Source organism: Stenotrophomonas sp. YJH_SMC_130, from assembly GCF_059369035.1.
The window spans coordinates 140,100-166,555 of sequence record NZ_JCAFSH010000005.1 but is presented as its reverse complement, the minus strand read 5'-3'; the positions used below and the strand labels follow the sequence as shown (position 1 = coordinate 166,555).

Genomic DNA, 26,456 nt, shown 5'->3' with positions numbered 1-26,456 from the left:
TCTTCGCATGGCCAGTCCCGCACTCCGTTATGGTCGTTGGTCGCATACCGGCAATGTCTATGCACTTACCACGGTGACGCATGCGCGTCGTCCCTGGTTCAGTGACAAGGCCAACGTCGATCTGCTGATCGAAGCCCTGCGGACCGTAGAGCGGACGGGGCGCACCTCCTCCCTCGCCTGGGTGGTCATGCCGGATCATCTGCATTGGCTGTTCGAACTCCGTACCGGCACGCTTGCCGGCTGCATGCAGATCCTCAAATCACGGAGCGGGCGTTCCATCGGCAGGCGCGCTGAGGCCAACGCGCCGATCTGGCAGCCGGGATACTACGATCATGCGCTGCGCGGCGATGAGTGCCTGCGCACGCAGGCGATGTACATCGCGGCCAATCCAGTGCGTGCTGGGCTGGCCACGCGCATCGGGGAATACCCCTATGTGTGGAGTCGATGGCCGCTTGAGGAGTGATTGGTATTGAGGCAAAGAGCAGCCGAGCATGGGCTCGGCTCTACAGGGGCATCATGACGTCTGTAGAGCCGAGCCCATGCTCGGCTCCATAGTCGGTCACAATCAGTCTTCTTCCGGCGGCAGCACGATGGCGTCGTCGTCGATGGCCAGCTTGCCGGCCATCAGTACGGCCTGGGTGCGGTTGGTCACGCCCAGCTTGCGCAGGATGGCGGTGACGTGGGCCTTGATCGTCGCTTCGGAGACGTTGAGGTCGTAGGCGATCTGCTTGTTCAAGCGGCCGGCGCCGAGCATCTGCAGCACGCGGAACTGCTGCGGGGTCAGCTCGCGCAGGCGCTGGCCGACTTCGCGTTCTTCGCTGCCGGTGGGCGGTACGTTGTGCGCTTCCGGCGGTGCCCAGGTCTCGCCATCGAGGATGGTGCCCAGCGCATGGCCGATGGTGTCCGAATCCGCAGACTTCGGGATGAAGCCCAGCGCACCGTGGTCGAGCGCGCGGCGCATCACCGTGGCCTCTTCGCGCGCGGACACCACCACCACTGGCAGCTGGGGGTGCAGTGAGCGCATGTGCACCAGTGCGTTGAAGCCCTGCGCACCGGGCATGTTGAGATCCATCAGGACCAGGTCGGCGTCGTTGTGCTGGTCGGCCAGCGCGTACAGCGCTTCCACGCTGTCGGCCTCGAACAGCTGCACGCCCGGGATGACCCGCTGCACGGCGCCGCGCAGGGCTTCGCGGAACAGCGGGTGGTCATCGGCAATCAGGAGGGTGGTCATGGTCGGGGGGAACCGTGGGGGAAAGCAGATGGGGTCAGAGCCCTTTCCTTGAGGAAAGGGATCCGACCCCGGGTCGTACGTCATCGCACCTTGCGCTCGTCCACCAGCGATGCCACCACCGATGGATCGGCCAGGGTCGAGGTGTCGCCGAGCTGGTCCGGTGCGTTTTCGGCGATCTTGCGCAGGATGCGGCGCATGATCTTGCCCGAGCGGGTCTTCGGCAGGCCCGGCGCCCACTGCAGGTGGTCCGGTGTGGCGATCGGGCCGATCTCCTTGCGCACCCAGGCGATCAGTTCCTTGTGCAGCTCATCGCTCGGCGCCTCTTCGGCCACCAGGGTGACGTAGGCGTAGATGCCCTGGCCCTTCACGTCGTGCGGGAAGCCGACCACGGCCGCTTCGGCCACCTTCGGGTGCGAGACCAGCGCGCTTTCCACTTCGGCGGTGCCGATGCGGTGGCCGGACACATTGATCACGTCGTCAACGCGGCCGGTGATCCAGTAATAGCCGTCTTCGTCGCGGCGGCACCCGTCACCGGTGAAGTAGCTGCCCGGGTAGGTGCGGAAATAGGTATCGATGAAGCGCTGGTGGTCGCCGTACACCGTGCGCATCTGGCCCGGCCAGGAATCACGGATGATCAGGTTGCCCTCGGTCGGGCCGTTCTGGATCTCGCCATCGGCATTGACCAGCGCCGGCTGCACGCCGAAGAAGGGCAGGGTGGCCGAACCCGGCTTGAGGTCCATCGCGCCGGCCAGCGGCGAGATCAGGATGCCGCCGGTCTCGGTCTGCCACCAGGTATCGACGATCGGGCAGCGGCTGTCGCCGACCACCTCGTAGTACCAGCGCCAGGCTTCCGGGTTGATCGGCTCGCCGACGCTGCCGAGCAGGCGCAGCGACGCGCGCGAGGTCTTCTTCACCGGCTCCTCGCCCTCGCGCATCAGTGCACGGATGGCGGTCGGGGCGGTGTAGAAGATGGTCACCTTGTGCTTGTCGATGACATTCCAGAAGCGCGAGGTGTCCGGGTAGTTCGGCACGCCTTCGAACATCAGCGAGGTCGCGCCGTTGGCCAGCGGGCCGTACACGATGTAGCTGTGGCCGGTGACCCAGCCGACGTCGGCGGTGCACCAGTAGATGTCGTCCTCGCGCAGGTCGAACACCGCTTCATGGGTGTAGGCCGCATACAGCAGGTAACCGCCGGTGGTGTGCAGCACACCCTTCGGCTTGCCGGTGGAACCGGAGGTGTAGAGGATGAACAACGGGTCTTCCGCGTTCATGCGTTCCGGTTCGCAGGTGGACGGCTGGCTGTCCACCACGTCGTGGAACCAGCGGTCGCGCGGGGCCTGCATGTCCACCGCGCCGCCGGTGTGGCGCACCACCAGCACGGTTTCAACCGTGTTCGTGCCCGGCAGCTTCAGCGCGGCATCGACGTTGGCCTTCAGCGGAATCCTGCGGCCACCACGCAGGCCTTCGTCGGCGGTAATGATCAGCTTGCTCTGGCAGTCGCTGACGCGGTCGGCGATCGAGTTCGGCGCGAAGCCACCGAACACCACCGAGTGGATCGCACCGATGCGCGCGCAGGCCAGCATGGCCACGGCGGCGTCGACGATCATCGGCAGGTAGATGGTGACGCGGTCGCCCTTCTTGACCCCGAGGTTGCGCAGCGCATTGCCGAGGCGGCAGGTGCGCTCGTACAGCTCGCGATAGGTCACGTGCTGGGCGGGTGCATCCGGGCCGTCCGGCTCGAACAGCAGGGCGGTCTTGTCGCCGCGCGTCTCGAGCTGGCGATCCAGGCAGTTCACGCTGGCATTGAGCTCGCCATCCTCGAACCACTTGATGTGGAAGTCGGACAGGTCATAGCTGACGTTCTTGATCTTCGTCGGCTTGCGCATCCATTGCAGGCGCTCGGCGGCCTTGCCCCAGAATCCATCCGGATCGGCCACCGACGCCTGGTACTGCTGTTCATAGGTCTTCTTGTCGATGCGTGCCTTGGCGGCGAACTGCGGATCGACGGGGTAGATATCAGCCATGGCACCCTCACTTGCACGTTGACTTTGTATGTGCGGTCGCAGCATCGCGGCGACCGATCCCCCTCAGTTTGCCCCATCCACCCCCGGCCGCGTCACCACCCTGGTTAGACCATGGTCGAAAGTGAGCGCCCTGCAGGGCCGGGTTCGACCAATGGCGAATAGCCGCTATACATAATCGCCCCGCAGTCTCGGCTCGACCGTGCCCCACGCGCGGCATCACCTTGCCACTTGGGAGAGAGGGCAACATGAGCCACCGTACGTTGAAAGCCGTGCGCACACCTTTGGCGGCCTGCATGCTGGTCGCCCTGGTCGCACCGGGCATGGCGTTCGCAGAGACCGCCAAAGAGAAGGCACTGGAAGCACGCGTTGCCGAACTGGAACGCCAGGTCCAGCTGCTGTTGTCTTCGCAGCAACAACAACAGACCCAGATCAGCCAGACCCAGCAGGCGGTGACCGAAGTGCGCACGGTGCAGGCCGGGCAGAAGCCGGTCGCACAGGTGCCGGCCGGCAAGCAGCCGATCCAGGTCACCACCCTCACCCCGGGCGCGGCACCGGGCACCACGGTCAAGATCGGCGGCTTCATCAAGGCCGACTTCCTGGCCACCCAGACCAGCGATGGCCAGCTGGCCGACGACGCCACCGGCCGTTCGCTGTATCTGCCGGGCCAGACCCCGGTGGAAGGCGCCGGCGGCAGCGGCAAGCGCTCGGGCACCGATTTCAACGCCCACGCCAAGTTCTCGCGCTTCAACCTGGGCATCGACAACGTCAGCGAATCGGGCAACAAGGCCGGTGCGTTCTTCGAGATGGACTTCTTCGGCAACTCGCTGGGCAACCAGACCGCCACCAATACCTACGGCGTGACCCTGCGCCACGCCTACATGTACTGGAACAACTGGCTGGCCGGCCAGACCTGGTCCAACTTCATGGACGCGGCCGCACTGCCGGAAGCGGTCGACTTCGTCGGCCCCACCGACGGCGTGATCTTCGTGCGCCAGGCGCAGGTGCGCTACACCCAGGGCGGCTTCAGCGTCGCACTGGAAAACCCGGAAACCACCACCCTCACCGGCACCCGCAACCCGGTCACCGGTGCCTGGACCAACGCCAGCGCCAACTCCGACCGTGGCAGCCTGCCCGACCTGACCCTGCGCTATGGCTGGAAGGGCGACTGGGGCACCTTCGGCGTCGGCGGCATCGTCCGTCAGCTGAAGGTCGACAACCAGGCGACCGGCGCGAAGGCCGACAAGGTGGCCGGCGGCCTGACCCTGGGCGGCAAGTGGGTGATGGGTGACAGCGATTCGCTGCATTACCAGTTGACCGGCGGCGAAGGCATCGCCCGCTACATCGGCCTGGGCATCACTGCCGACAGCGCCTACGACGTGGCCCGTGATGAGCTCAACCCGACCGGCGTGCTGGCCGGCTATGTCGGCTGGCGGCATGCGTTCTCGCCGAAGCTGCGCACCAACCTGATCTACGCGCGCAGCGACTACGACAACGACAGCATCCTCGGCCCGCTGGTGACCAAGAGCGTGCAGAGCGTCCGCGGCAACATTTTCTATTCACCGCTGCCCAAGGTCGATATCGGCGCCGAGCTGATGTATGGCCGTCGCGAAGTGGAGAACGGCAACAAGGGTGACATCACCCGGTTGCAGTTCACTACGAAGTACAGCTTCTAGGAGCGTGCCGGCCAGCGGCCGGCACCTACCGAGATGGGGTGCCGGCCAAGGTCGGCATCTACCGAATTGAGTGCCGACCAACGGTCGGCACCCACCAACAACGATTGCTTCGGAGGGGAAGCGTCCCATGTCCAGTACACCCAGCACCGCACATAAAGCGGGCACCCTGACCAAGGGCCACAAGAAGGTCATCTTCGCATCGAGCCTCGGCACGGTGTTCGAGTGGTATGACTTCTTCCTGTACGGCTCGCTCGCGGCCATCATCGCCAAGCAGTTCTTCAGTGGCGTCAATGAAACCACGGGCATGATCTTCGCCCTGCTGGCGTTCGCCGCCGGCTTCTTCGTGCGTCCGTTCGGCGCGGCCTTCTTCGGCAGCCTCGGCGACCGCATCGGCCGCAAGTACACCTTCCTGGTCACCATCCTGATCATGGGCATCTCGACCTTCCTGGTCGGCGTGCTGCCCAACTACGCTTCGATCGGTTTCGCCGCTCCGGTGATCCTGATCATCCTGCGTCTGGCCCAGGGCCTGGCGATGGGCGGCGAGTACGGCGGTGCCGCCACCTACGTGGCCGAGCACGCGCCGGACGACAAGCGCGGCCTGTACACCAGCTTCATCCAGTGCACCGCCACGCTGGGCCTGTTCCTGTCGCTGCTGATCATCCTGGCCTGCCGCATGACGCTGGGCAACGAGGCCTTCGAGGCCTGGGGCTGGCGCATCCCGTTCCTGGTCTCGATCCTGCTGCTGGGCATTTCGGTATGGATTCGCCTGCAGCTGAGCGAATCGCCGCTGTTCCAGCAGATGAAGGCTGAAGGCAAGGGCTCCAAGACCCCGTTCCGCGACAGCCTGAAGGGCGGCAACCTGAAGCTGATGCTGCTGGTCCTGCTCGGTGCGGCGGCGGGCCAGGCCGTGGTCTGGTACGGCGGCCAGTTCTACGCGCTGTTCTTCCTCAGCAGCATGCTGAAGGTCGATGCCACCACCTCCTACCTGCTGATCGCCGCTGCGCTGGCACTGGGCACGCCGTTCTTCATCTTCTTCGGCTGGCTGTCCGACCGCATCGGCCGCAAGAAGATCATCCTGGCCGGCTGCCTGCTGGCGGCCATCACCTACATCCCGATCTTCAAGGGCCTGACCCACTTCGCCAACCCGGCCATCGAAGAAGCGCGCAGCAGCTCGCCGGCCCTGGTCGTCGCCGATCCGGCCACCTGCTCGTTCCAGTTCGATCCAGTCGGCCTGCGCAAGTTCACCAGCTCCTGCGACGTGGCCACCGCCGCGCTGACCAAGGCCGGTGTGCCGTACGACGTGCAGCCCGCCGCCGCCGGTTCGCTGGCGGTGGTGAACGTGGGCAGTGCCAGCGTCACCTCGTATGAGGCCGCTGGCTTGACCAAGGAAGAAGGCAAGGCCAAGGCCGATGCGTTCGGCGCGGAGCTGAAGACCGCGCTGACCTCTGCCGGCTACCCGGCCAAGGCCGATGGTGCGCGCATCAACATCGCCGGCACCATCTTCATGCTGTGGCTGCTGGTGCTGTACGTGACCATGGTCTACGGCCCGATCGCCGCCTACCTGGTCGAACTGTTCCCGACCCGCATCCGCTACACCTCGATGTCGCTGCCGTACCACATCGGCAACGGCTGGTTCGGTGGCTTCCTGCCGGCCATCTCGTTCGCGCTGGTGGCCGGTACCGGCAACCTGTACTACGGCCTGTGGTACCCGATTGCGATCGCACTGATGTCGGTGGTGATCGGCGGCCTGTTCCTGCGCGAGACCAAGGACGTGGATATCACCAAGTAAGAATGATGTTCATCGGATAAAGGAGAGGCCGTGGTGCAGACCACGGCCTTTTCGTTTCCCTGTAGCGCCGAGCCATGCTCGGCGAACGCGCAACGCGCGGCACAAAACTCCGCAGACGCGAAAAGGCAGAACTCAATGCCGCCATCGCGGTTGACAGGCATCCGAAGCCGCAGGCCCTCTCGCGCCCGGGGTCAGATCCCTTTCGCGCGCGAAAGGGATCTGACCCCATCCAAACGTGCAGCACCCCGTATAGTCGGCCCATGACGACCGCCGCCCCAGCCGACCTTCCCGCTCTCCTGCACACCCTGCGCAGTACCTGGCAGGCCCAGCGCCCTTCGCTGGACCAGCGCGAAGCCGACCTGCGTCGCCTGCGCGAGGCGTTGAAGCCACGCCTGGACGAAATGGCCCAGGCCATCGCCGAGGACTTCGGCCACCGCGCCCACACCGAATCGAAGCTGGCCGACGGCATGAGCGTGCTGTCGGCCATCGACCACCTGCGCCGCCACCTGCGGCGATGGTCGAAGCCGCAGCGGGCATCGGCGGGATGGAAGCTGTGGCCGGCGCGTGCGCAGCTGCGGCCGACGCCGCTGGGCGTGGTCGGGGTGATCTCGCCCTGGAACTACCCGGTTACGTTGGCGCTGGTGCCGCTGGCTACCGCGATTGCCGCTGGCAACCATGTACTGCTGAAGCCTTCGGAACACACGCCGCGCACCAGCGCGTTCCTGGCCGATCTGCTGGCCAGCGTGTTCCCGCCCGAGCGCGTGGCGGTGGTGCAGGGTGGGGCGGACGTGGCTGCGGCGGTGTCCTCGCTGCCGCTGGACCATCTGCTGTTCACCGGCTCGACGGCCGTTGGCCGTAAGGTGATGGCCGCCGCCGCCGAGCATCTGGTGCCGGTCACGCTGGAACTGGGCGGCAAGTCGCCGGCGATCGTCTGCCGCGATTTCCCGCTGGACAAAGCCGCCGCGCGGCTGGCCACCGGCAAGTGGTTCAACGCGGGCCAGACCTGCATCGCGCCGGATTACGTGCTGATCGATACCGTGCGCCAGCGCGAGTTCGTACAGGCGCTGCAGCAGCAGGTGCGCGAACGCTATGGCGACTTCAGCAATGCCGACGACTACACGCGCATCATCAACGAGGGGCAGTACCAGCGCCTGCAGCGCTACCTGGTGCAAGCGCGCGAACGCGGCGTGCCGGTGATTCCGCTGGCGCAGGTGGATCCTGCGCGCGCCGACCGCGAGCGCCTGCTGGTGCCGACCGTGGTGCTGGACCCGCCGGACGACCTGGACCTGATGCGCGAGGAGATCTTCGGCCCGATCCTGCCGGTGCGGGCCTACCCGGATCTGGAGGCGGCGCTGGCCGACGTGCTGTCCCGTGACCGGCCGCTGGCGCTGTATCCCTTCAGCCACGACACGGCGACGGTGGAGCGCATCCTCGGCCAGGTGGTGGCCGGTGGGGTGACGGTGAATGACACACTGCTGCACTTCGCCGCTGATGGGCTGCCGTTTGGCGGGGTTGGGGCAAGCGGCATGGGTGCCTACCACGGGCGGGCGGGTTTCGATGCGATGAGCAAGCGCCTGCCGGTGCTGTGGCAGTCGCGCTGGGCGGCCAGCGACCGGCTGCGGCCGCCGTATTCGAAGATTGCGGGGTTGTTGAAGCTGCTGCTGCGGTGAACCCAGGCAGGGCGTGGCACTACTGAATCAGGGCCCGATTCTTCTGTAGAGCCGAGCCCACGCTCGGCTGCTCCTGGCTGGGTGCCCGATCAATGCAGCCGAGCGTGGGCTCGGCTCTACACGGGAATCCGGGCCGCCCCCATCCCGGCCACCCGGGTAGAATGCCCGCATGAAAATCGCCTCGTGGAACGTCAATTCGCTCAATGTCCGCCTGCCGCACCTGGAGCAGTGGCTCAAGGCGTTCGGCCCGGACATCGTCGGTATCCAGGAAACCAAGCTGGAGGACCACAAGTTCCCCGACTCTGCGCTGATCGCGGCGGGCTACCGCAGCGTGTTCGCCGGCCAGAAGACCTACAACGGCGTGGCGCTGCTGTCGCGTGAACCGGCGCAGGACGTGCAGATCGGCATTCCCGGCTTCGAGGACGAGCAGAAGCGTGTCATCGCCGGTACCTTCGGCGACCTGCGGGTGATCAACCTGTATGTGGTCAACGGCCAGGACATCGGCACCGACAAGTACGAGTACAAGTTGCGCTGGCTTGAGGCGGTGCATGCCTGGATCGCCGGAGAACTGCAGCGGCACCCGAAGCTGATCGTGATGGGCGATTTCAACATCGCCCCGGACGCACGCGACGTGCACGACCCGGAGGTGTGGAACGACAACCACATCCTCACTTCCACCGCCGAGCGCGGCGCGCTCAACAAGCTGCTGCAGCTGGGGCTGCACGATGGCTTCCGCCTGCACAACGACGAGGCGGGCACCTTCAGCTGGTGGGATTACCGCGCCGCCGGCTTCCGTCGCAACCTGGGCCTGCGCATCGACCTGACCCTGGTCTCCGATGCGTTGAAGAGCGGTGCGGTGGCTTCGGGCATCGACCGCGAGCCGCGCACCTGGGAACGCCCGAGCGACCATGCGCCGGCGTGGGTACAGTTGGGTTGAGTTGAGGTAGCGCCGGGCCATGCCCGGCGAGCGCAGCGGCGGCAGGGTGACGCCGGGCATGGCCCGGCGCTACCCCCCAGATCACCGTATGCTCTTGCGGGTGAACAGGTTGACGATCGCCAGCAGGATCACCGCACCGATCAGCGAGAACAGGAAGGTGCGGATGGTGATCGCTTCGTTGATGCCACCGCCGAACAGCCAGCCGGAAATCAGCGCGCCGACGATGCCGACCACGATGTTGAGGATGATGCCCTGCTGGGCATCGCGCTTCATGATGATGCTGGCCAGCCAGCCTACGATGCCGCCGACGATCAGCCAGATGATGATGCCCATGATCGAACCTCCGGTGGGGAACTGTGACCAGTTGACGCGCACGGCCGTGAACCCGTCGTGGAATTGCGTGATGGGCGCGTGCGGATGAGCCTACCAGCCACCCTAGATGGCCCGTGGCGCTTCGGTCCGGTGACGGTCTGGCGGCGCCCGCACGTGCCCGGCCATCGCGGCGAACCGCAGGCACGCCAGGTGCTGGCGCAGGCCCTCGGGGCCGATCCGGAGACGCTGCCGCTGGTCCGCGATGACAAGGGCCGGCCGGAGCTGAGCGGCGCATTGGCCCACTACGGCACCGGCTGGAGCCACAGCGGTGAGGTGCTGCTGGTGGCGCTGGGCGAAGGCGTGCGGCTGGGCGTGGACCTGGAACTGCTGCGGCCGCGCGCCCGCCTGCTGGAGATCGTGCAGCGCTTCTTCCACCCGGAGGAGGTGGCGTGGCTGGAAAGCCTGGACCAGGCCGACCGCGAACACTGGTTCTTCCGCGTGTGGTGCGCCAAGGAAGCGATGCTGAAGGCGCACGGCCAGGGTATCTCGTTCGGCCTGCACCGTCTGCAGCTGGCGCCGGGGGCCGATGGCGCCCTGCACCTGCGCTGGTGCGACCCGGAACTGGGCGAGGCCGCGCGCTGGCACCTGCACGAATGGCAGGCCACCGGTCAGTTCCGGGCGGCGTTGGCCTGGTATCCGCACTGAGGCGGGGAATCAGCGCGCAAAACCGGCGATAATGCCGGCATGAGCGAACACCCACTTCCCGCCAGCGTGGCTGCCACGCTGGAACAGGGCCTGGCCAGCATGGGCCTGGATGCCGCGCTGGCGCCGCCGCTGCTGCGCTACCTGGCCCTGCTGCACCGCTGGAACGGCACCTACAACCTCACCGCCATCCGCGACCCGCAGGAGATGGTCACCCGCCACCTGCTCGACTCGCTGGCGATGCAGCCGTTCGTGGCCGATGGCAGCCTGGCCGACCTCGGCACCGGGCCCGGGCTGCCCGGCATCCCGCTGGCGATCGCCTGCCCGGGCCTGCAGGTGACCCTGGTCGAGAGCAACGGCAAGAAGGCGCGCTTCATGCGCGAGGCCGTGCGCCAGCTCGGCCTGGACAATGCCCGCGTGGCCGAATCGCGCGCCGAGGCGCTGGACGAGGCCGGCCGCTACGACCAGCTGACCGCCCGTGCCATGGATACCCTCGCCGGCATCGTCCGCGTCGGTGGCCACCTGCTGCGGCCGGGGGGCGTGCTGCTGGCCATGAAGGGCGTCTACCCGCATGAGGAGATCGCGGACCTGCCGGCGGGCTGGCAGGTGCGCGAGGTGACCCCGCTGAGCGTGCCCGGCCTGGCCGGCGAACGCCACCTGGTCACTGTTACAGGCCCTTGATTCCCGCCGCCAGCCCCTTGTGCAACAACGGGTTGGCGATCCACGATTTCCGCAAGGGGCCGGTTGTACGCATAATGACCGGTCCCAGCACACGTCGACGAGGCACACCCGCATGGCCCGCATCATCGCCATCGCCAACCAGAAGGGTGGCGTCGGCAAGACCACGACCGCCGTCAACCTGGCCGCTTCCCTGGCCAACGCACCCAAGCGCGTGCTGCTGGTCGACCTGGATTCGCAGGGCAACGCGACCATGGGCAGTGGCGTGGACAAGCGTGAGCTGGCCGCTTCCACCTACGATCTGCTGCTGGGCGAGTCCAGCGCCGCCGATGTACGCGTGCAGACCGCCGAAGGCTACGACCTGCTGCCCGGCAACATCGACCTGACCGCCGCCGAGATCCAGCTGATGGCGCAGAGCGAGCGCGAGCAGCGGCTGAAGCGCGCGCTGGCACCGATCCGCGACGAGTACGACTACATCCTGATCGACTGCCCGCCGGCGCTGTCGCTGCTGACGCTCAACGCGCTGGCCGCCGCCGATTCGGTGATCGTGCCGATGCAGTGCGAGTACTACGCCCTGGAAGGCCTGAGCGCGCTGGTGGAAACCATCGAAGCGCTGCGTGCCAACCTCAATCCGGCGCTGGAGATCGAAGGCGTGCTGCGCACCATGTTCGACGTGCGCAACAACCTGGCCAACGCGGTGTCGGCCGAGCTCACCGAGCACTTCGGCGATCGCGTGTTCCGCACCATCGTGCCGCGCAACGTGCGCCTGGCCGAGGCACCCAGCCATGGCCAGAGCATCGTCGGCTACGACCGCGCCTCGCGCGGTGGCGTGGCCTACCTGGGCCTGGCCGGCGAGATCATCCGCCGCAACAACGAACGCAACAAGGCCACCAAGGCCGTGGAGACCGTCTGATGACCAGCAGCAAGCCGGCAGCCAAGAAGCGAGGCCTCGGCCGTGGCCTGGACGCGCTGCTGGGCCCGAAGGGGGCGGTCAGCCAGGTGCAGGCCACCACGGCGGTGATCGAGCCGCTGCCGGGGGAAGTGCTGCGCAAGTTGCCGGTCGGCCAGCTGCAGCCGGGCAAGTACCAGCCGCGCCGCGAGATGGACGAGGGCAAGCTGTCCGAGCTGGCCGACTCGATCAAGTCGCAGGGCGTGATCCAGCCGATCCTGGTGCGCCAGCTGCCGGCGGGCAACTACGAAATCGTCGCCGGTGAACGCCGCTGGCGCGCATCGCAGCTGGCCGGGCTGGACGAAGTGCCGGTGGTGGTGCGCGAGCTGGAAGACCGCACCGTCATCGCGATGGCGCTGATCGAGAACATCCAGCGCGAAGACCTCAACCCGCTGGAGGAAGCCGAAGCGCTGCAGCGCCTGATCAGCGAGTTCACCCTCACCCATGCCGAGGCCGCCGAGGCCGTCGGCCGCTCGCGCGCGGCGGTGTCCAACCTGCTGCGCCTGCTGGAACTGCCGGTGGCGATCCGCCTGCTGCTGGAAACCCGCCGCCTGGAAATGGGGCATGCCCGTGCGCTGCTGACCCTGGCCCCCGAACTGGCCGGCAAGCTGGCCCAGGAAGCGGCCGACGAAGGCTGGTCGGTGCGCGAGGTCGAGCGGCGCGCGCAGGCCTTCGCCGCCGGCAAGGTGCCGAGCAGCCGTCCGGTGGCCACGCCGAAGGTGCAGCAGGCCGACATCGCCTCGCTGGAAACCGAGCTGTCCGAAGCGCTCGGCGCCAAGGTGGCGATCAGCCACGGCCGTGGCGGCAAGGGCAAGCTGATCATCCACTACACCGACCTGGACACCCTGGACGGCGTGCTGGAAAAACTGCGCACGCGCCAGGGCTGAGCCCGGCGCCGCGTCGGGGGGCGGCCTGTTCCTGCCGCCCCGCGAATGACAGGGAACGCACCGCCACGCGCACCGGGAATGCACTGACCTCCCCGCCGTGGCCTCATCCAGGGAGCAGGACATGAGCAACGACTACGAGGACGTCAGCCCGGACGGCACCCAGATACTGGTACATCGCCGTGAGAAGGACTTTGTGCTCGCCATCGGCGAAGAACGGCACATCGAGGCGATCAGCGCCCACATCGAACGCCACCTGGGCCCGGTGTCCGGTGTCTTCCATGAAATCATCTCCGACCTGGTGCACATCGACGTGCACGTGGTGCCGGCCAATGACCACTGCCCGTACCTGCGCCTGGTCACCTCCGGCATGAGCGACCTGCCGATGACCGTGCCCGCCGAGGTGGACGCGGACGTGCCGCGCCACATGGAACTGATGGTGACCCTGCCGGCCGACTGGCCCATCTCCCAGGACGCCTTCGAGGACGAGCGCAATTACTGGCCGGTGCGCCTGCTGAAGGGCATGGCGCGGCTGCCGCACGAGTACGACACCTGGCTGGGCTTCGGCCACACCATTCCCAACGGCCATCCCAGCGAGCCCTATGCGCCGGGCGTGGGTTTCGACGGTGCCATCGTGCTGCCGCCGGTGACCGCCCCGGAGGACTTCGCCACGCTGGAGCTGGAGGATGGCAATACCATCAGCTTCATGAGCCTGGTTCCGCTGTACCCCGAAGAGATGGACCTGAAGCTGAAGAAGGGCGCCGACGCCCTGCTCGACCGCTTCGACGCGAAGAAGATCCAGGATGTAATCGAACCCGGCCGCACCAACGTGGCGAAGAAGCGTTTCGGTTTGTTCTGAGATCGGTAACATCAGGGGCCTGAACTTCGTTTCCAGGCCCCTGCCATGACCATCCTGCTCACCGGCGCTGCCGGCTTCATCGGTGCCTACACCGCCCGCGCGCTGCTGGAGGCCGGCCAGGCCGTGGTCGGCCTGGACAACTTCAACGATTACTACGACCCGCAGATCAAGCGTGACCGCGTGGCCGCGCTGTGTCCGGCGCTGGACCTGCGCACGCTGGACCTGACCGACCAGCAGGGCTTGGCCGCGCTGTTCGACGAGGTGCAGCCGACCGCGGTGATCCACCTGGCCGCGCAGGCCGGCGTGCGCTATTCGCTGGAAAACCCCCATGCCTACGTCGACAGCAACCTGGTCGGCTTCGTCAACATGCTCGAGCTGTGCCGCCACCGTGGCGTGCAGCACCTGGTGTACGCCTCCAGCAGTTCGGTCTACGGCGATTCGGCCACGCCGCCGTTCTCCGAAGACCAGCGCGTGGACCAGCCGCGCTCGCTGTATGCGGCGACCAAGGCGGCCAACGAGCTGATGGCCTACACCTACGCGCAGCTGTACGGCCTGCATGCCACCGGCCTGCGCTTCTTCACCGTGTACGGCCCGTGGGGCCGGCCGGACATGGCACCGCTGCTGTTCTCGCGCGCGGTGCTGGCCGGGCGGCCGATCGACGTGTTCAACGAAGGCCGCATGCAGCGCGATTTCACACATGTCTCCGACATCGTCTCCGGTATCCTCGGCGCCCTCGCGCATCCGGCCGACGGTCCGGTGCCGCACCGGGTGTTCAACCTCGGCAACCATACGCCGGTCGAGCTGGAGCGCTTCATCAGCGTGATCGAGCAGGCCGCCGGCCGCCCCGCGCAGAAGGTCTACAAGCCCATGCAGCCCGGCGACATGGTGCGCACGATGGCCGATACCCGGCGCGCACATGACGCTTTCGGCTTCGATGCGGTGACCCCGATCGAACAAGGCCTGCCGCCTGTGGTGCAGTGGTGCCGCGAGTATTTTGGCGATCGCGCCTGAGGACGGATCCTCACGCCGCCGGGTTCATCTTCGGATAACCTCGGTTTCGGAGAATGCGCGGTCTTTGTCCCCCCTTTGGCCGAGTGCCTTATGAGCCAACCCGAGCTTTCCGTTGTCGTCCCGGTGTTCAACGAGCGCGACAATGTTGCCCCGCTGGTCGCCGAAATCACCGCTGCGCTGCGTGGCCGGCTGCCGTTCGAGATCGTCTACATCGACGATCACTCGCGCGATGACACCCTGGCGGTGCTGCAGGGATTGAAGGCAACCACCCCGGAACTGCGCGTGCTGCACCATGTGAACCAGAGCGGGCAGAGCACGGCGGTGCGCACCGGCGTCAAGCACGCGCGCGCGCCGTGGATCGCCACCCTGGATGGCGATGGCCAGAACGATCCGGCCGATATTCCCAAGCTGCTCGCCGCACGCGACGCCGCCGACGCGCAGGTGAAGCTGTTCGCCGGCTGGCGCGTCAACCGCCAGGACAGCGGCAGCAAGCGCTGGGCCAGCAAGTGGGCCAACGCCATCCGTGCGCGCATGCTGCGCGACGACACGCCCGACACCGGTTGCGGCATCAAGCTGTTCGAACGCAGCGCGTTCCTCGACCTGCCGTACTTCGACCACATGCACCGTTACCTGCCGGCGCTGATGCAGCGTGCCGGCTGGAAGACCACCAGCGTGCCGGTCAACCACCGCCACCGTACCGCCGGCGTGTCCAAGTACAACAACCTCGGCCGCGCGCTGGTCGGCATCCGCGACCTGCGTGGCGTGGCCTGGCTGATCACCCGAAGCAAGCGCACCGCGGTGGAGGAGCGCTGATGGATCTGGAGCTGCACTGGCTGGATCAGCCCCTGACCTGGCTGTACTGGACCGGCCTGCATGTGACCGGCTGGAAGCTGATCGGCTACACCGGCGCACTGATGTTCGGCGGCCGCTGGCTGGTCCAGTTCATCGCCTCCAAGCGCGCCGGCAAGCCGGTCATCCCGCGCCTGTTCTGGTACATGAGCGTGATCGGCAGCCTGATGACCCTGAGCTACTTCCTGTTCTCGGCCAAGCAGGACTCGGTGGGCGTGCTGCAGAACCTGTTCCCGGCGTTCACCGCCCTGTACAGCCTGCACCTGGATATCAAGCACCGCGGCTGGAAGCGCGACAGGGCCAGCCACTGAGGGCGCGGGGTGCCTGCCATGGGTAGAGTCGACTGTCAGTCGACTTTCGCGCGGAGCGCGGGCTTTGCTACGTCTGGCGGAAGAGCAGCCGACTAACAGTCGGCTCTACCCAGTCGGCTCTACCACGCGCCTCCGGCGCTGGGGGCCCAACTTGCGGCCGGTTCCCGGTCCTGCCTGCGCTGCAAGCAGGACCTTCGTCCCATGCCATGGGCCGTGGGCGGTGCCATCATCGGAGCCTGCCTTCCCGGGAACCTGTGCTCGTGAAAACCCGTCTTGCCGTTGCCCTGCTGCTCGCCATGTCCGCCCCCACCGTGGCCTTGGCCGCTGCGCCCACCGCCGCCGCCGCGCCCGCCAGCGTGGCCACCGAATCGCCCGCAGATGCCGCCTTCCGCGCGCTGTACGAGAAGGAATGGAAGTGGCGCCAGCAGGGCGGTGGTGAAGCCAGCGAGGACGAAGACGCGCCCGCCAACGCCACCCGCATGCCCGACGTCGGCCCGGCCGCGCAGCAGGCACGCCTGAAGGTGTGGGACGAGACCCTGGCCGCGCTGAAGAAGATCGACCCGAAGACCCTGTCGCCGGACAACCAGGTCAACTACGCGATCTATCGCGACCAGGTGTTCAACCTGGCCGAAGAGACGCGCCTGCGCGGCTACGAAATGCCGTTCAACGCCGATTCCTCGTTCTGGTCCAACCTGTCCTTCATGGCCCGGCGCGAGATGAAGACCGTGCAGGATTACCAGAACTACATCGCACGGCTGAACGACGTGCCGCGTTATTTCGGCCAGCAGACCGAGAACATGCGAGCCGGCCTGAAGCGCGGCTTCAGCGTGCCGCGTGCGGTGCTGGATGGCCGCGAAGTGTCCATCGCCACCGTCGCCGAACTGAAGGACCCGACCGAATCGCCGCTGTACGCGCCGTTCAAGAAGCTGCCCAACAGCATCCCGGCCGCCGAACAGGCCAGGCTGCAGGCGCAGGCGCGTGAAGCGATCAGCGGCAAGGTGGTGCCGGCGTTCCAGCAGCTGCGCACCTTCTTCGTCAACGAGTACGTGCCGCAGGCACGCACCACCCTGGCCGCCGAAGCGATGCCCGATGGCAAGGCGTACTACAGGCAGCAGATCCACGAGTACACCACGCTGGACCTGTCGCCAGACGAGATCCATCGCATCGGCCTGGAGGAAGTCGCACGCATCCAGGGCGAGATGAACGCCATCATCAAGCAGGTGAAGTTCAAGGGCAGCTTCGCCGAGTTCCTGACCTTCCTGCGTACCGATCCGCAGTTCTATGCGAAGACGCCGGAAGAGCTGCTGTCGCGCGCCGCGTGGATCTCCAAGCGCGCCGATGGCCAGCTGGGCAAGTACATGACGTTGCCGCGCGCGCGCTTCACCATCGTGCCGGTGCCGCCGGACATCGCACCGTTCTGGACCGCCGGTCGCGGTGGCATGGGCACCTACTGGCTCAACACCTACAACCTGCCGTCGCGCCCGCTGTACAACCTGCCGGCGCTGACCCTGCATGAATCCGATCCGGGCCATGCGTTGCAGGGTGCCATTGCCGCCGAGCAGAAGAACCTGCCTGAGTTCCGCCGCAACGCCTACATCTCCGCCTATGGCGAAGGCTGGGCGCTGTACTGCGAGAAGCTGGGCGTGGAGATGGGCATCTACGAAACCCCGTATGAGGACTTCGGCCGCCTGACCTACGAGATGTGGCGCGCCGCGCGCCTGGTGATCGACACCGGCGTGCACAGCAAGGGCTGGACCCGCGAGCAGGCGCTGGCCTACCTGCGTGACCACACCGCGCTGAGCGAGCATGAAGTGACCACCGAAGTGGACCGCTACATTTCCTGGCCGGGCCAGGCGCTGAGCTACAAGCTGGGCGAGATCGCCATCGTGCGCCTGCGTGCGCAGGCCGAGAAGGAACTGGGCGACAAGTTCGACATCAAGGGCTTCCACGACACCCTGCTGAAGCAGGGCTCGGTGCCGCTGCCGGTGCTGGAACAGCAGATCCAGGCCTACATCGCCGAGCGCAAGAAGGCCTGACCCGACGCGTCGCCGGGCATGGCCCGGCGCTACCAGAATGCGCGGTGGTAGCGCCGGGCCATGCCCGGCGAGCGTGATGCGATCGGGTCGGAGCCCCGCCCGAAGGGCGGGGCTCCGACCCCCTCTCACCTCAGCCTACCGCCCGCGGCTTGGCCACGCGTGCCGCAAACGTCGGCAGCACCAGCAGGGTCAGCACGGTGGCGGTGATCAGGCCACCGATCACGACCGTCGCCAGCGGCTTCTGCACCTCCGCACCGGAACCGCTGGCGATCGCCATCGGAATGAAGCCGACGATCGCCACCAGCGCGGTGGTCAGCACCGCTCGGATGCGGCTTGACGCACCGTTGATCGCCGCCTGCAACGGCAGGTCGCCGGCGTCCAGGCGTTCGCGGATCGCCTGCATCAGCACCAGGCCGTTCAACGTGGCTACGCCGGAGACGGCGATGAAGCCGACCGCCGCCGACACCGAGAACGGCATGCCCCGCAGCAGCAGTGCGAGGATGCCGCCGACCAGCGCCAACGGCACGCAGCTGAACACCAGAATGGCTTCCTTGCCGCTGCGCAGGGCCATGAACAGCAGGCTGCCGATCAGCAGGAACACTACCGGTACCACCGTCGCCAGCCGCTTTTCCGCGCGCTGCAGGTTCTCGAACTGGCCACCCCAGGTCAGGTAGGCACCTGGCGGCAGTGCCACGTCGGCCACCGCGGCCTGCGCTTCGCCGACGAAGCCGCCCAGGTCACGGCCACGCACGTTGGCCTGCACCACCACGCGGCGGCTGCCGTTGTTGCGGCTGATCTGGTTCGGCCCTTCGCTGACCGTGATGCGCGCAACCGACGACAGCGGAATCACCAACCCCGACGGCGTGGCGATCGGCAGCGAGGCCAGCTGGTCCGGATCGTTGCGCGAGGCATCGTCCAGGCGCACCACCACGTTGAAGCGGCGGTCGCCTTCGAAGATCTTGCCGGCCGCGGTACCGCCGATGCCGGTGGAAAGTGCATCACTCACATCCGCCGCAGTCAGCCCGTACTGCGCCGCCGCCACATGATCGATCGCCACGTTCAGCGTGGGCAGGCCGGAGATCTGCTCCACCCGCACGTCGGCGGCGCCGTTCACCGCACGCAGCTTCAACGCCACCTGGTCGGCCACCTTCTGCAGCTGGCCGAAGTCATCGCCAAAGATCATTACGGCCAGGTCGGTACGCACGCCGGAAATCAGCTCGTTGAAGCGCAGTTCGATCGGCTGGCTGAACTCGAAACTGTTGCCCAGCTGCTGCCCAGCCAGCTTTTCGAAACGGGCCACCAGCGCGTCCTTGGCCAACTTCGGATCGGGCCAGTCCTTGCGCGGCTTCAGCACGATCACGCTGTCGGAAATGTTGGTCGGCATCGGATCGATCGCCGCCTCGGCGGTACCGGTACGCGAGAACAGGGTTTCCACTTCCGGCTGCGTGGCAATCACCTTTTCCAACGCCAGTTGCATGGCCAGTGACTGCTCCAGCGACGTCGACGGCACGCGCAACGCCTGCATCGCCACGTTGCCTTCGTCCAGCGTCGGCATGAACTCGCGGCCCAGCAGCGAGAACGAGCCGATGCCCACCACCATCATCATCACCGCACTGGCCACTACCGTGCGCGGATGCGCCACGGCCTTGCGGATCACCGGCTCGATGCGCGCACGCAGCACGCGTATCAGCCTGGTCTCGTGCTCGCCGTCGTCCGCATGTGCATCGCCGTCCTTCAGCTTCGGCTCGCGCACAAGCAGCGCCGTCATCGCCGGCACGAAAGTGAAGGAGAACAGGAAGGCACCGACCAGAGCCAGCATGAAGGTCGCCGCCATCGGGTGGAACGTCTTGCCCTCCACACCTTCCAGGGTGAGGATCGGCGCGAACACCAGCAGGATGATCAGCTGGCCGAACGCCGCCGGGCGCGCCATCTTCAGCGCCGAATCGGCGGCCACGCGCAGGCGTTCCATCGCGGTCAGCGCACGGCCCAGTTCGGCACGGCGCTGGCCCAGCATCAGCAGTGTCGACTCGACCACGATCACCGCACCGTCCACCAGGATGCCGAAGTCCAGCGCACCCAGGCTCATCAGGTTGCCGCTGATGCCGAAGCGGTTCATGCCGATCACCGCGAACAGGAACGACAGCGGAATCACCAGCGCGGTGATGGTGGCCGCGCGCAGGTTGCCCAGCAGCAGGAACAGCACCACCACCACCAGCAGCGCGCCCTCGGTGAGGTTCCTGGCCACGGTCTTGATGGTGGAATTGACCAGCACACTGCGGTCCAGCACCGGTGCGGCCACGATGTCGGCCGGCAGCGACGTGTTCACCTGTTCCAGACGCGCGGCCGCGGCCTGCGCCACGGTGCGGCTGTTGCCACCGGCAATCATCAGCGCGGTGCCCAGCACAGCCTCGTGGCCGTTGCGGCTGGCTGCACCCAGGCGCGGCGCGCGGCTCAGCTCCACGGTGGCCACATCGGCCACGCGTACCACCACGCCATTGCGGGTGGCCACCGGCGCCTGTGCAAGATCCTCGGTGGTCAGCGCCAGGCCATCGGCACGCACCACCAGGCCTTCGCCGGCACGCTGCACGAAGCCGGCGCCGGCCTGCACGTTGGAACGCTGCAGGGCAGTGACCAGGTCGGCCAGGCCGAGGCCATGCGCGGCCAGTTTGGCGCTGTCAGGATGCACGCCGTATTCCTTGACGTAGCCGCCGACCGTATCGACCCCGGCCAGCCCCGGGCTGGAGCGCATCTGCGGCGCGATGATCCAGTCCTGCACGGTGCGCAGGTAGGTCGCACGTTCTTCGGGTGTACGCAGCAGGTTGCCTTCCGGCGTGCGGTAGACCTCGCCGGCCTGCCAGCCCGCTTCATCGGGCTTGGCCAGTTTGGCCGGATCGAACGCGGTGAAGTCCACCGTCCACATCAGCACCTCGCCGAGGCCGGTGGTGACCGGCGACAGCATCGGCGACGCACCATCGGGCAGGTCCTCCGATGCCTCGCGCATGCGTTCGGCCACCTGCTGGCGGGCGAAGTAGATGTCGGTGGCATCGGTGAAGATCGCAGTGACCTGCGAGAAGCCATTGCGCGACAGCGAACGCGTGGTGGTCAGGCCGGGAATGCCGGCCAGCGCGGTTTCCAGCGGATAGGTCACCTGCCGTTCGATCTGCTCCGGGGTCAGCGCCGGGGCCACCGTGTTGATCTGTACCTGGCGATTGGTGATGTCCGGCACCGCGTCGATCGGCAGCTTGCCGAGCTGGAACAGGCCCACGGCGGCGATCAGCGCGGCCATGAACACCACCAGCCAGCGGTGGCGCACCGCTGTTTCAATGATCAGCTTGAACATGGTCGCCTCCTCAGTGGCCGTGCTCGGCTTCGCCCTTGGCCAGTTCGGCCTTGAGCAGGAAGGCGTTGGCACCGACGATGCGCTCGTTGCCGGTCAGCCCACCGAGGATCTCGATACGGTCGCCGGCGCGACGCCCGGCCAGCACCGGCTGCGCCTTGAAGCCGCCTTCGACGGCGACGAACACCGCGCTGCTGCCATCGACGTTCTGCACCGCATCGGCGGGCACGCTGAGCGAGCCGTCCTGGCCTTCGGTGACCACCACGGCCGACACCGGCGAACCGGCCGGCGGCAGCGACGCATCCACCGGCGTGGCGCGGATCACCGCGACGCCGCCCTGCTGGCGGACATCGGCGGCCGAGCCGGTGACGGTGGCGGTGAAGCTGCCCCCCGGCACGCTCACTTCCAGCTTCATGCCCGGCGTGACCTGTGCAGCCAGCGCCGGCGGTGCGGTGAACACCAGCTCGTTCATCGACGGGTCGGCTACATCGGCGACTGCACTGCCGGCGGCGACCACACCGCCCGGAGTGACCTGCACGTTACCGACGATGCCGGCCACCGGACTGGTGATGCGCACGCGGCCACTGGCATCGGGCGCGCCGTTGGCGGCGGCCTGGGCCTGCGCGGCAGCGGCCTGCGCCTGTGCCGCCAGCGAACGTGCGCGCGAGGCTTCCATCTCCTGGCGCGCGACCACGCCCTGGTCGACCAGCGCCTTGTCGCGGCCATAGGCCAGGCGCGCGGCCTCGGCTTCGGCCGAGGCGGCCAGCGCATTGGCACGGAACACCGCCGCTTCGCCACTGACCACGATGGCCAGGGCCTGGTTCTGCTTCACTGCGGTGCCCGGTGCGACCAGCACGCGTTCGACGCGGCCGGTCACGGTCGAGGCCACCGAGGCACGGGCACCCACCGACGGCTCGACGCGGCCGGACAGGCGCGTCGAGCCACCGCCACCGCGGCCGATGGCGACCACCTCGATACCGGACGCCTTGATCTGCTCCGGGGTCAGCGGCACCACGCCTTCATCGGCGTCAGCCGGCGCCTTGGCTTCCTTGCTGTCGGTCGCGTGGCCATGGCCATCGTCGGTGCCCGCCTTGGCCGCGGCGGAGTCTTCATTTGCAGGTGTCTGCGCATTGCCTGCGCAGCCGGCCAGCAGCACGGTCAGCAGCACGCCGCCGATCAGCGGGAAGGTACGGGAGAGAGTCATGGGGCCTCCACAAAAGGTGCGCGCCCTTCAAGGCGGGCAAGATCGATTTCCGCGCCGACGCGCGACAGGCGCGCATCCACAGCGGCGGCGCGGGCGGCGATGAGGGCGCTGCGCGTGCTGCGCAGTTCCAGCTGCGAGATGCGTCCGGCGTCGAAGCCGATGCGGGCCAGGCGATACGCCTCTTCGGCGGCGACCACGCTTTCATCGGCGGCGCGGGTACGGCTGCTGGCGGCCTTCAACCCGGCCACCGCGGAGAGGCGCTCTGCCTCGCTGTCGCGGCGCTGCTGGTCCAGGCGTGCCTCGGCCGCGCGCTGGTCGGCAGTGGCGGCGCGGATGCCCCCGCGGTTGCGGTCGAACAGCGGGATGCTGAGGCTGAGCCCGAGGTTGTAGGCACGCTCGCCCCCCTCGCGGAAGCGGGTCTGCGCGGCGGTGACGCTCAGATCGGGCAGGGCGCGCTTGCGCTCCACGTCGACCAGCTTGCCCGCCGCATCGGCCTCGGCTTCAGCGATGCGCACCGCCAGTGCGGTATCGATGGCACCGCGTGGAAGCGGCGGCGCACGGTCGAGCAGGCTGTCGTCGATCGATTGCACCGGCGCATCCAGCAGCGCGGTGCCGGCCAGGCGGGCCAGCGCGGCGTCGCGGAAGGCCTGCGCCTCATCCAGCGCGGCGCTGGCATTGGCCACTTCGCTCTGCGCCTGCACCGCACGCAGCTGCGGTTCGCGGCCCTGCTTGACCATGGCGTTGACGGCGTTGGCGTCATCGCGGGTCAGTGACAGTGCTTCCTCGGCCAGGGTGTAGCGGCGCAGTGCACTTTCCGCCTGTGCATAGACCACCGCCAGCTGGCTGGCCACGTCGCTGCGACTCTGCGCGCCACGCAGGTTGGCCGCCTGGGCCTCGGCACGGGCCGCACGGACGCGCGCGCCGCGCTGGCCCCAGACCTCCAACGGCTGGGACAGGGTAAGCACGCTGTCGGCCTTGCCCATGCCGCCATAGGAGCCGGTACCCCAGGCGTTCTCGGCGGAGTAGGAGAGTGAAGGGTTGGGCAACGCACGGGCTTGGTCGGCGCGCGCATCGGCGGCCTCGGCCAGCGCCGCACCGACGCGGGTACCGGGCAGCTGGTCCAGGCGTTCAAGCAGGGTGTCGTAGGAAGGGGCGGCTTGCGCCATCACCGATGCCGCCGGGGCCAGGCCCAGCAACACGGCGACGACCCGCCCGGCCGCACGCAGCGACCGAGGTGTCAGGATCGACATAGGGGGATTCCGGTTGTGAGTGAAACGGGAGCCCGCAATCGCGGGACGCGCTCAACTCACGCCCGGGGGGGACGCGTCAATTCATCCTGGGCGACCGCATAGGTCGCCGCGTCGCCGGCATTCATCCAGCGCGCCGGCAGTGGCGCACCGAAGGCGGCGAGGGTGCTGGCCGGAAGGCTCAGGTTGGAGTGGTGGCAGTGGTTGTGGCTGCAGGCACCGGCGTGCTTGCGGTCACTGTCACCCTCGGCATCGTTGGTGTTGCTTTCCACGTGCACCGCAGTGGTGTCGTGCGGTTCGACCGCGCAGGCCAGCACGTCGGCCACCGGAACGACCACGAATGCCGCCATCAGCAGCATCATCAGGTACGTACGCAGTTGGCGGGTGATCCGGCGCATGGACGGGAGGCTAGCAAGCGGTTTTCGCCGGATACAATATCAATGGCCACCTCGGGAATTCGTCGGAACCTCCCGTTCAGGTGGGCCGGGCACGCCTTTCGGCCCACCGGGCTGCGCTTCTGTAGAGCCGAGCCCATGCTCGGCTGCTGTCGCACGATCAGCCGAGCATGGGCTCGGCTCTACAACGAAGGTCACGGCAGCTTCGCGATCACCTTGATCTCGAACTGGAACCCGTACAGCCAGGTCACGCCGATACCGGTCAGGGTCGGGTGCGGCGCCTGGCCCCAGTACTCGGGCACGATCGCCCAGGCCTTCTCGAAGTTCTTCTCCGGATCGACCAGGAACACGGTCACGTCGATTACGTCATCGAACGTGCAGCCTGCGGCAGCCAACACCGCATTGAGATTCTCGAAGGCGCGGCGCACCTGCATTTCGAAGTCCGGCTCGGGCGAGCCGTCCTCACGGCTGCCGACCTGGCCGGAGACGAACAGGAAACCGTTGGATCGGATCGCCGGTGAGTAGCGGTTGCGCTCGTACAGCGCTTGGCGGCCGGCGGGGAAAACGACATCACGCTGTGACATGGGGAAGATCCCGTGGGAGAGGACGCCATCCTCCCCGCCAGCGGTGTCTGGATAAACCGCGATGATCGGCCTAGATTGATTGCCAATTCCAAACAATCCCGGCCAGCCATGGACCGTTTCGAGGCGATGCGGGCGTTTGCCCGGGTGGTGGAGACTGGCAGCTTCACCCGTGCGGCGCAGACCCTGCAGATCAGCCGCACCACGGCCACCCAGCTGGTGCAGCAGCTGGAGGCACACCTGCGGCTGCGCCTGCTCAACCGCACCACGCGCCGGGTCAGCGTCACCGCCGACGGCGCGGCCTACTACCCGCGCATCGCCCGCCTGCTGGCCGAGCTGGAAGAGGTGGAGGGCGGGCTGGGTGACGCAGCCAGCCAGCCGCGCGGCCGCCTGCGCGTGGATGTGCCGGGGCCTTACGCGCGGCTGCGGCTGGTACCGGCGCTGCCGGAGTTTCAGGCGCGCTACCCGGAGATCCAGCTGGATATCGGCGTCAGTGACCGCGAGGTCGACGTCATCGCCGACAACGTCGACTGCGTGATCCGCGGCGGCACCCCTGCCGACCCGGCACTGGTGGCGCGGCCGCTGGCGGCGCTGCCGATCGGCTTCCACGCCAGCCCCGGCTATGTGCAGCGTTTCGGCCTGCCGACCGATCCGCGCGCGCTGGAAGGGCCCGATCACCACATGGTCGGCTTCCTCAGCCCGCGTAGTGGCCGCGCACGCGTGTTCGTTGCACAGCGCGGCGATGAGCGCATCGAGGTGCAGGGCTGCTACACGGTCGGTTTTGACGACGGCAATGCCTATCTGGCCGCAGCGCTGGCGGGGTTGGGCGTGGTGGCGCTGCCCAGCTACATGGCCGAGCCGCACGTGGCGCGCGGCGAGCTGTTGCCGGTGTTGCCGGACTGGCAGCTGCCGCCGATGCCGATGCATGTGATGTTCCCGCCGAACCGGCACATGAGCCAGCGGCTGCGGGTGTTCATCGATTGGGTGGTGGAAGCGCTGGGGTGATCGCGCGCGCGCATCTGTAGAGCCGAGCTCACGCTCGGCTGCTTCTGTCACCAGCGCTCAAGGCCCGCGCTTCGCGCGTGAGCCGAGCGCGGGCTCGGCTCTACAGAGGGAGCTTCCTGCTGCAAGCATGCGAAAATCATCGCGGCACGCAACAGGAAACATCGCCACGCATGAATCGCATCGTCGCACTGGATACCGAAACCACCGGCATCTCCCACCGCCTGGGGCACCGGGTGATCGAAATCGGTGCCGTCGAACTGATCGATGGTCAGCTCACCGGCCGCCAGTTCCACACCTACCTGCAGCCGCAGCGCAAGGTGGACTGGGGCGCACAGCGCGTGCACGGCATCAGCGATGCGATGCTGGTGGGCAAGCCATTGTTCTCCAGCAAGGCTGCTGAACTGCTCGACTTCCTGCGCGGCAGCGAGATGGTCGCGCACAACGCCACCTTCGATGTGGGCTTCCTGGACAACGAGCTGCGTCTGTCCGGTATTCCTGGCACGCTGGCCCAGCATTGCCGCATCACCTGCAGCCTGAAGCTGGCGCGCGGGCGCTGGCCCGGCCAGGGCAACAAGCTGGATGATGTGCTGCAGCGCCTGCGCATTCCCAGCCAGCGCGGCCTGCACGGCGCGTTGAAGGATGCCCATCTTCTCGCCCAGGTGATTCCGCACCTGCGTTGAGCCGGCCCGGTCATTGTTGTAGAGCCGAGCCCACGCTCGGCTCAGGCGTTCCGGGACGCAGCAGCCGAGCGTGGGCTCGGCTCTACAGGGGG

At 67.5% G+C, this 26,456-nt stretch carries 24 protein-coding genes; 16 read left to right on the top strand and 8 right to left on the bottom strand.

From position 1 onward, the window contains the following. Positions 1 to 7: 7 nt before the first annotated feature. Positions 8 to 463, top strand: a complete 456-nt coding sequence (locus AC5P5V_RS10050) for an REP-associated tyrosine transposase (protein ID WP_061480442.1) — start codon at positions 8 to 10, stop codon at positions 461 to 463. A gap of 102 nt (positions 464 to 565) precedes the next feature. Here the strand turns inward: AC5P5V_RS10050 and AC5P5V_RS10045 are convergent, their stop codons facing one another. Both AC5P5V_RS10045 and acs read right to left on the bottom strand, forming a co-directional pair. After that, positions 566 to 1,231, bottom strand: coding sequence for a response regulator transcription factor (locus tag AC5P5V_RS10045; protein ID WP_005420420.1), 666 nt, complete (start codon positions 1,229 to 1,231; stop codon positions 566 to 568). Positions 1,232 to 1,311: 80 nt separating this feature from the next. Further along, positions 1,312 to 3,255: an acetate--CoA ligase gene (acs, locus tag AC5P5V_RS10040; RefSeq protein ID WP_134968355.1), complete on the bottom strand. Its 1,944-nt coding sequence runs from the start codon at positions 3,253 to 3,255 to the stop codon at positions 1,312 to 1,314. A gap of 245 nt (positions 3,256 to 3,500) precedes the next feature. Here acs and AC5P5V_RS10035 point away from each other — a divergent pair, with 245 nt between their 5' ends. The 4 genes from AC5P5V_RS10035 to xth all read left to right on the top strand — a co-directional run bounded on the left by AC5P5V_RS10035 (position 3,501) and on the right by xth (position 9,324). After that, positions 3,501 to 4,928, top strand: a complete 1,428-nt coding sequence (locus AC5P5V_RS10035) for a DcaP family trimeric outer membrane transporter (RefSeq protein ID WP_061480444.1) — start codon at positions 3,501 to 3,503, stop codon at positions 4,926 to 4,928. Positions 4,929 to 5,055: 127 nt separating this feature from the next. After that, a complete protein-coding gene (locus tag AC5P5V_RS10030; RefSeq protein ID WP_061480445.1) occupies positions 5,056 to 6,717 on the top strand; it encodes an MFS transporter in 1,662 nt (553 codons plus the stop codon). 260 nt (positions 6,718 to 6,977) lie between these two features. Continuing rightward, positions 6,978 to 8,387 carry a coniferyl aldehyde dehydrogenase gene (locus tag AC5P5V_RS10025; protein WP_134968356.1) on the top strand — a complete coding sequence of 470 codons (1,410 nt, stop codon included), beginning with the start codon at positions 6,978 to 6,980 and terminating at the stop codon, positions 8,385 to 8,387. Positions 8,388 to 8,556: 169 nt separating this feature from the next. Continuing rightward, positions 8,557 to 9,324 (top strand): exodeoxyribonuclease III, encoded by a 768-nt coding sequence (gene xth, locus AC5P5V_RS10020; protein ID WP_134968357.1) that lies wholly within the window; start codon positions 8,557 to 8,559, stop codon positions 9,322 to 9,324. Between the two features lie 81 nt (positions 9,325 to 9,405). Here xth and AC5P5V_RS10015 read toward each other — a convergent pair whose 3' ends face one another. Further along, positions 9,406 to 9,657: a GlsB/YeaQ/YmgE family stress response membrane protein gene (locus AC5P5V_RS10015; RefSeq protein WP_005411656.1), complete on the bottom strand. Its 252-nt coding sequence runs from the start codon at positions 9,655 to 9,657 to the stop codon at positions 9,406 to 9,408. A gap of 84 nt (positions 9,658 to 9,741) precedes the next feature. Between AC5P5V_RS10015 and AC5P5V_RS10010 the strand changes: the two genes are divergently transcribed. The 9 genes from AC5P5V_RS10010 (at position 9,742) to AC5P5V_RS09970 (ending at position 17,915) form a co-directional block, all read left to right on the top strand. Beyond that, positions 9,742 to 10,341: a 4'-phosphopantetheinyl transferase family protein gene (locus AC5P5V_RS10010; protein ID WP_061480448.1), complete on the top strand. Its 600-nt coding sequence runs from the start codon at positions 9,742 to 9,744 to the stop codon at positions 10,339 to 10,341. A 39-nt stretch (positions 10,342 to 10,380) separates the two neighbouring features. After that, positions 10,381 to 11,019: a 16S rRNA (guanine(527)-N(7))-methyltransferase RsmG gene (gene rsmG, locus AC5P5V_RS10005; protein ID WP_049436024.1), complete on the top strand. Its 639-nt coding sequence runs from the start codon at positions 10,381 to 10,383 to the stop codon at positions 11,017 to 11,019. Between the two features lie 112 nt (positions 11,020 to 11,131). Continuing rightward, positions 11,132 to 11,929: a ParA family protein gene (locus AC5P5V_RS10000; protein WP_005420387.1), complete on the top strand. Its 798-nt coding sequence runs from the start codon at positions 11,132 to 11,134 to the stop codon at positions 11,927 to 11,929. Next, positions 11,929 to 12,852, top strand: coding sequence for a ParB/RepB/Spo0J family partition protein (locus tag AC5P5V_RS09995; protein WP_049415931.1), 924 nt, complete (start codon positions 11,929 to 11,931; stop codon positions 12,850 to 12,852). The genes AC5P5V_RS10000 and AC5P5V_RS09995 overlap by 1 nt, the downstream gene beginning before the upstream one ends. Before the next feature lie 121 nt (positions 12,853 to 12,973). Next, a complete protein-coding gene (locus tag AC5P5V_RS09990; RefSeq protein WP_134969022.1) occupies positions 12,974 to 13,708 on the top strand; it encodes a suppressor of fused domain protein in 735 nt (244 codons plus the stop codon). 45 nt (positions 13,709 to 13,753) lie between these two features. Further along, entirely contained in the window at positions 13,754 to 14,719 is a 966-nt protein-coding gene (locus AC5P5V_RS09985) for an NAD-dependent epimerase/dehydratase family protein (RefSeq protein ID WP_061480450.1), read from the top strand. A 90-nt stretch (positions 14,720 to 14,809) separates the two neighbouring features. Further along, positions 14,810 to 15,532, top strand: a complete 723-nt coding sequence (locus AC5P5V_RS09980; RefSeq protein WP_049415938.1) for a glycosyltransferase family 2 protein — start codon at positions 14,810 to 14,812, stop codon at positions 15,530 to 15,532. Next, positions 15,532 to 15,879: a lipid-A-disaccharide synthase N-terminal domain-containing protein gene (locus AC5P5V_RS09975; RefSeq protein ID WP_049415940.1), complete on the top strand. Its 348-nt coding sequence runs from the start codon at positions 15,532 to 15,534 to the stop codon at positions 15,877 to 15,879. Before AC5P5V_RS09980 ends, AC5P5V_RS09975 begins: the two co-directional genes overlap by 1 nt. A 260-nt stretch (positions 15,880 to 16,139) precedes the next feature. After that, positions 16,140 to 17,915: a DUF885 domain-containing protein gene (locus AC5P5V_RS09970; RefSeq protein WP_181357908.1), complete on the top strand. Its 1,776-nt coding sequence runs from the start codon at positions 16,140 to 16,142 to the stop codon at positions 17,913 to 17,915. Positions 17,916 to 18,045: 130 nt separating this feature from the next. On the opposite strand, the gene AC5P5V_RS09965 is transcribed toward AC5P5V_RS09970, so the two are convergent. From AC5P5V_RS09965 to AC5P5V_RS09945, 5 genes are all read right to left on the bottom strand, one after another. Next, entirely contained in the window at positions 18,046 to 21,255 is a 3,210-nt protein-coding gene (locus AC5P5V_RS09965) for an efflux RND transporter permease subunit (RefSeq protein WP_134969023.1), read from the bottom strand. 10 nt (positions 21,256 to 21,265) lie between these two features. Next, entirely contained in the window at positions 21,266 to 22,456 is a 1,191-nt protein-coding gene (locus tag AC5P5V_RS09960; protein WP_231352401.1) for an efflux RND transporter periplasmic adaptor subunit, read from the bottom strand. Then, positions 22,453 to 23,706, bottom strand: coding sequence for a TolC family protein (locus AC5P5V_RS09955; RefSeq protein WP_231352400.1), 1,254 nt, complete (start codon positions 23,704 to 23,706; stop codon positions 22,453 to 22,455). Before AC5P5V_RS09955 ends, AC5P5V_RS09960 begins: the two co-directional genes overlap by 4 nt. 56 nt (positions 23,707 to 23,762) lie before the next feature. Further along, positions 23,763 to 24,101 carry a hypothetical protein gene (locus AC5P5V_RS09950; protein WP_134969470.1) on the bottom strand — a complete coding sequence of 113 codons (339 nt, stop codon included), beginning with the start codon at positions 24,099 to 24,101 and terminating at the stop codon, positions 23,763 to 23,765. A gap of 191 nt (positions 24,102 to 24,292) precedes the next feature. Next, on the bottom strand, positions 24,293 to 24,682 hold the full coding sequence (locus AC5P5V_RS09945) for a RidA family protein (protein WP_061480533.1): 390 nt from the start codon (positions 24,680 to 24,682) through the stop codon (positions 24,293 to 24,295). 108 nt (positions 24,683 to 24,790) lie between these two features. Between AC5P5V_RS09945 and AC5P5V_RS09940 the strand changes: the two genes are divergently transcribed. Together AC5P5V_RS09940 and dnaQ are read left to right on the top strand one after the other, a co-directional pair. Further along, positions 24,791 to 25,684: a LysR family transcriptional regulator gene (locus AC5P5V_RS09940; RefSeq protein ID WP_061480534.1), complete on the top strand. Its 894-nt coding sequence runs from the start codon at positions 24,791 to 24,793 to the stop codon at positions 25,682 to 25,684. 170 nt (positions 25,685 to 25,854) lie between these two features. Then, positions 25,855 to 26,364, top strand: a complete 510-nt coding sequence (gene dnaQ / locus AC5P5V_RS09935) for a DNA polymerase III subunit epsilon (RefSeq protein WP_061480535.1) — start codon at positions 25,855 to 25,857, stop codon at positions 26,362 to 26,364. The last annotated feature ends 92 nt before the right edge of the window (positions 26,365 to 26,456 follow it).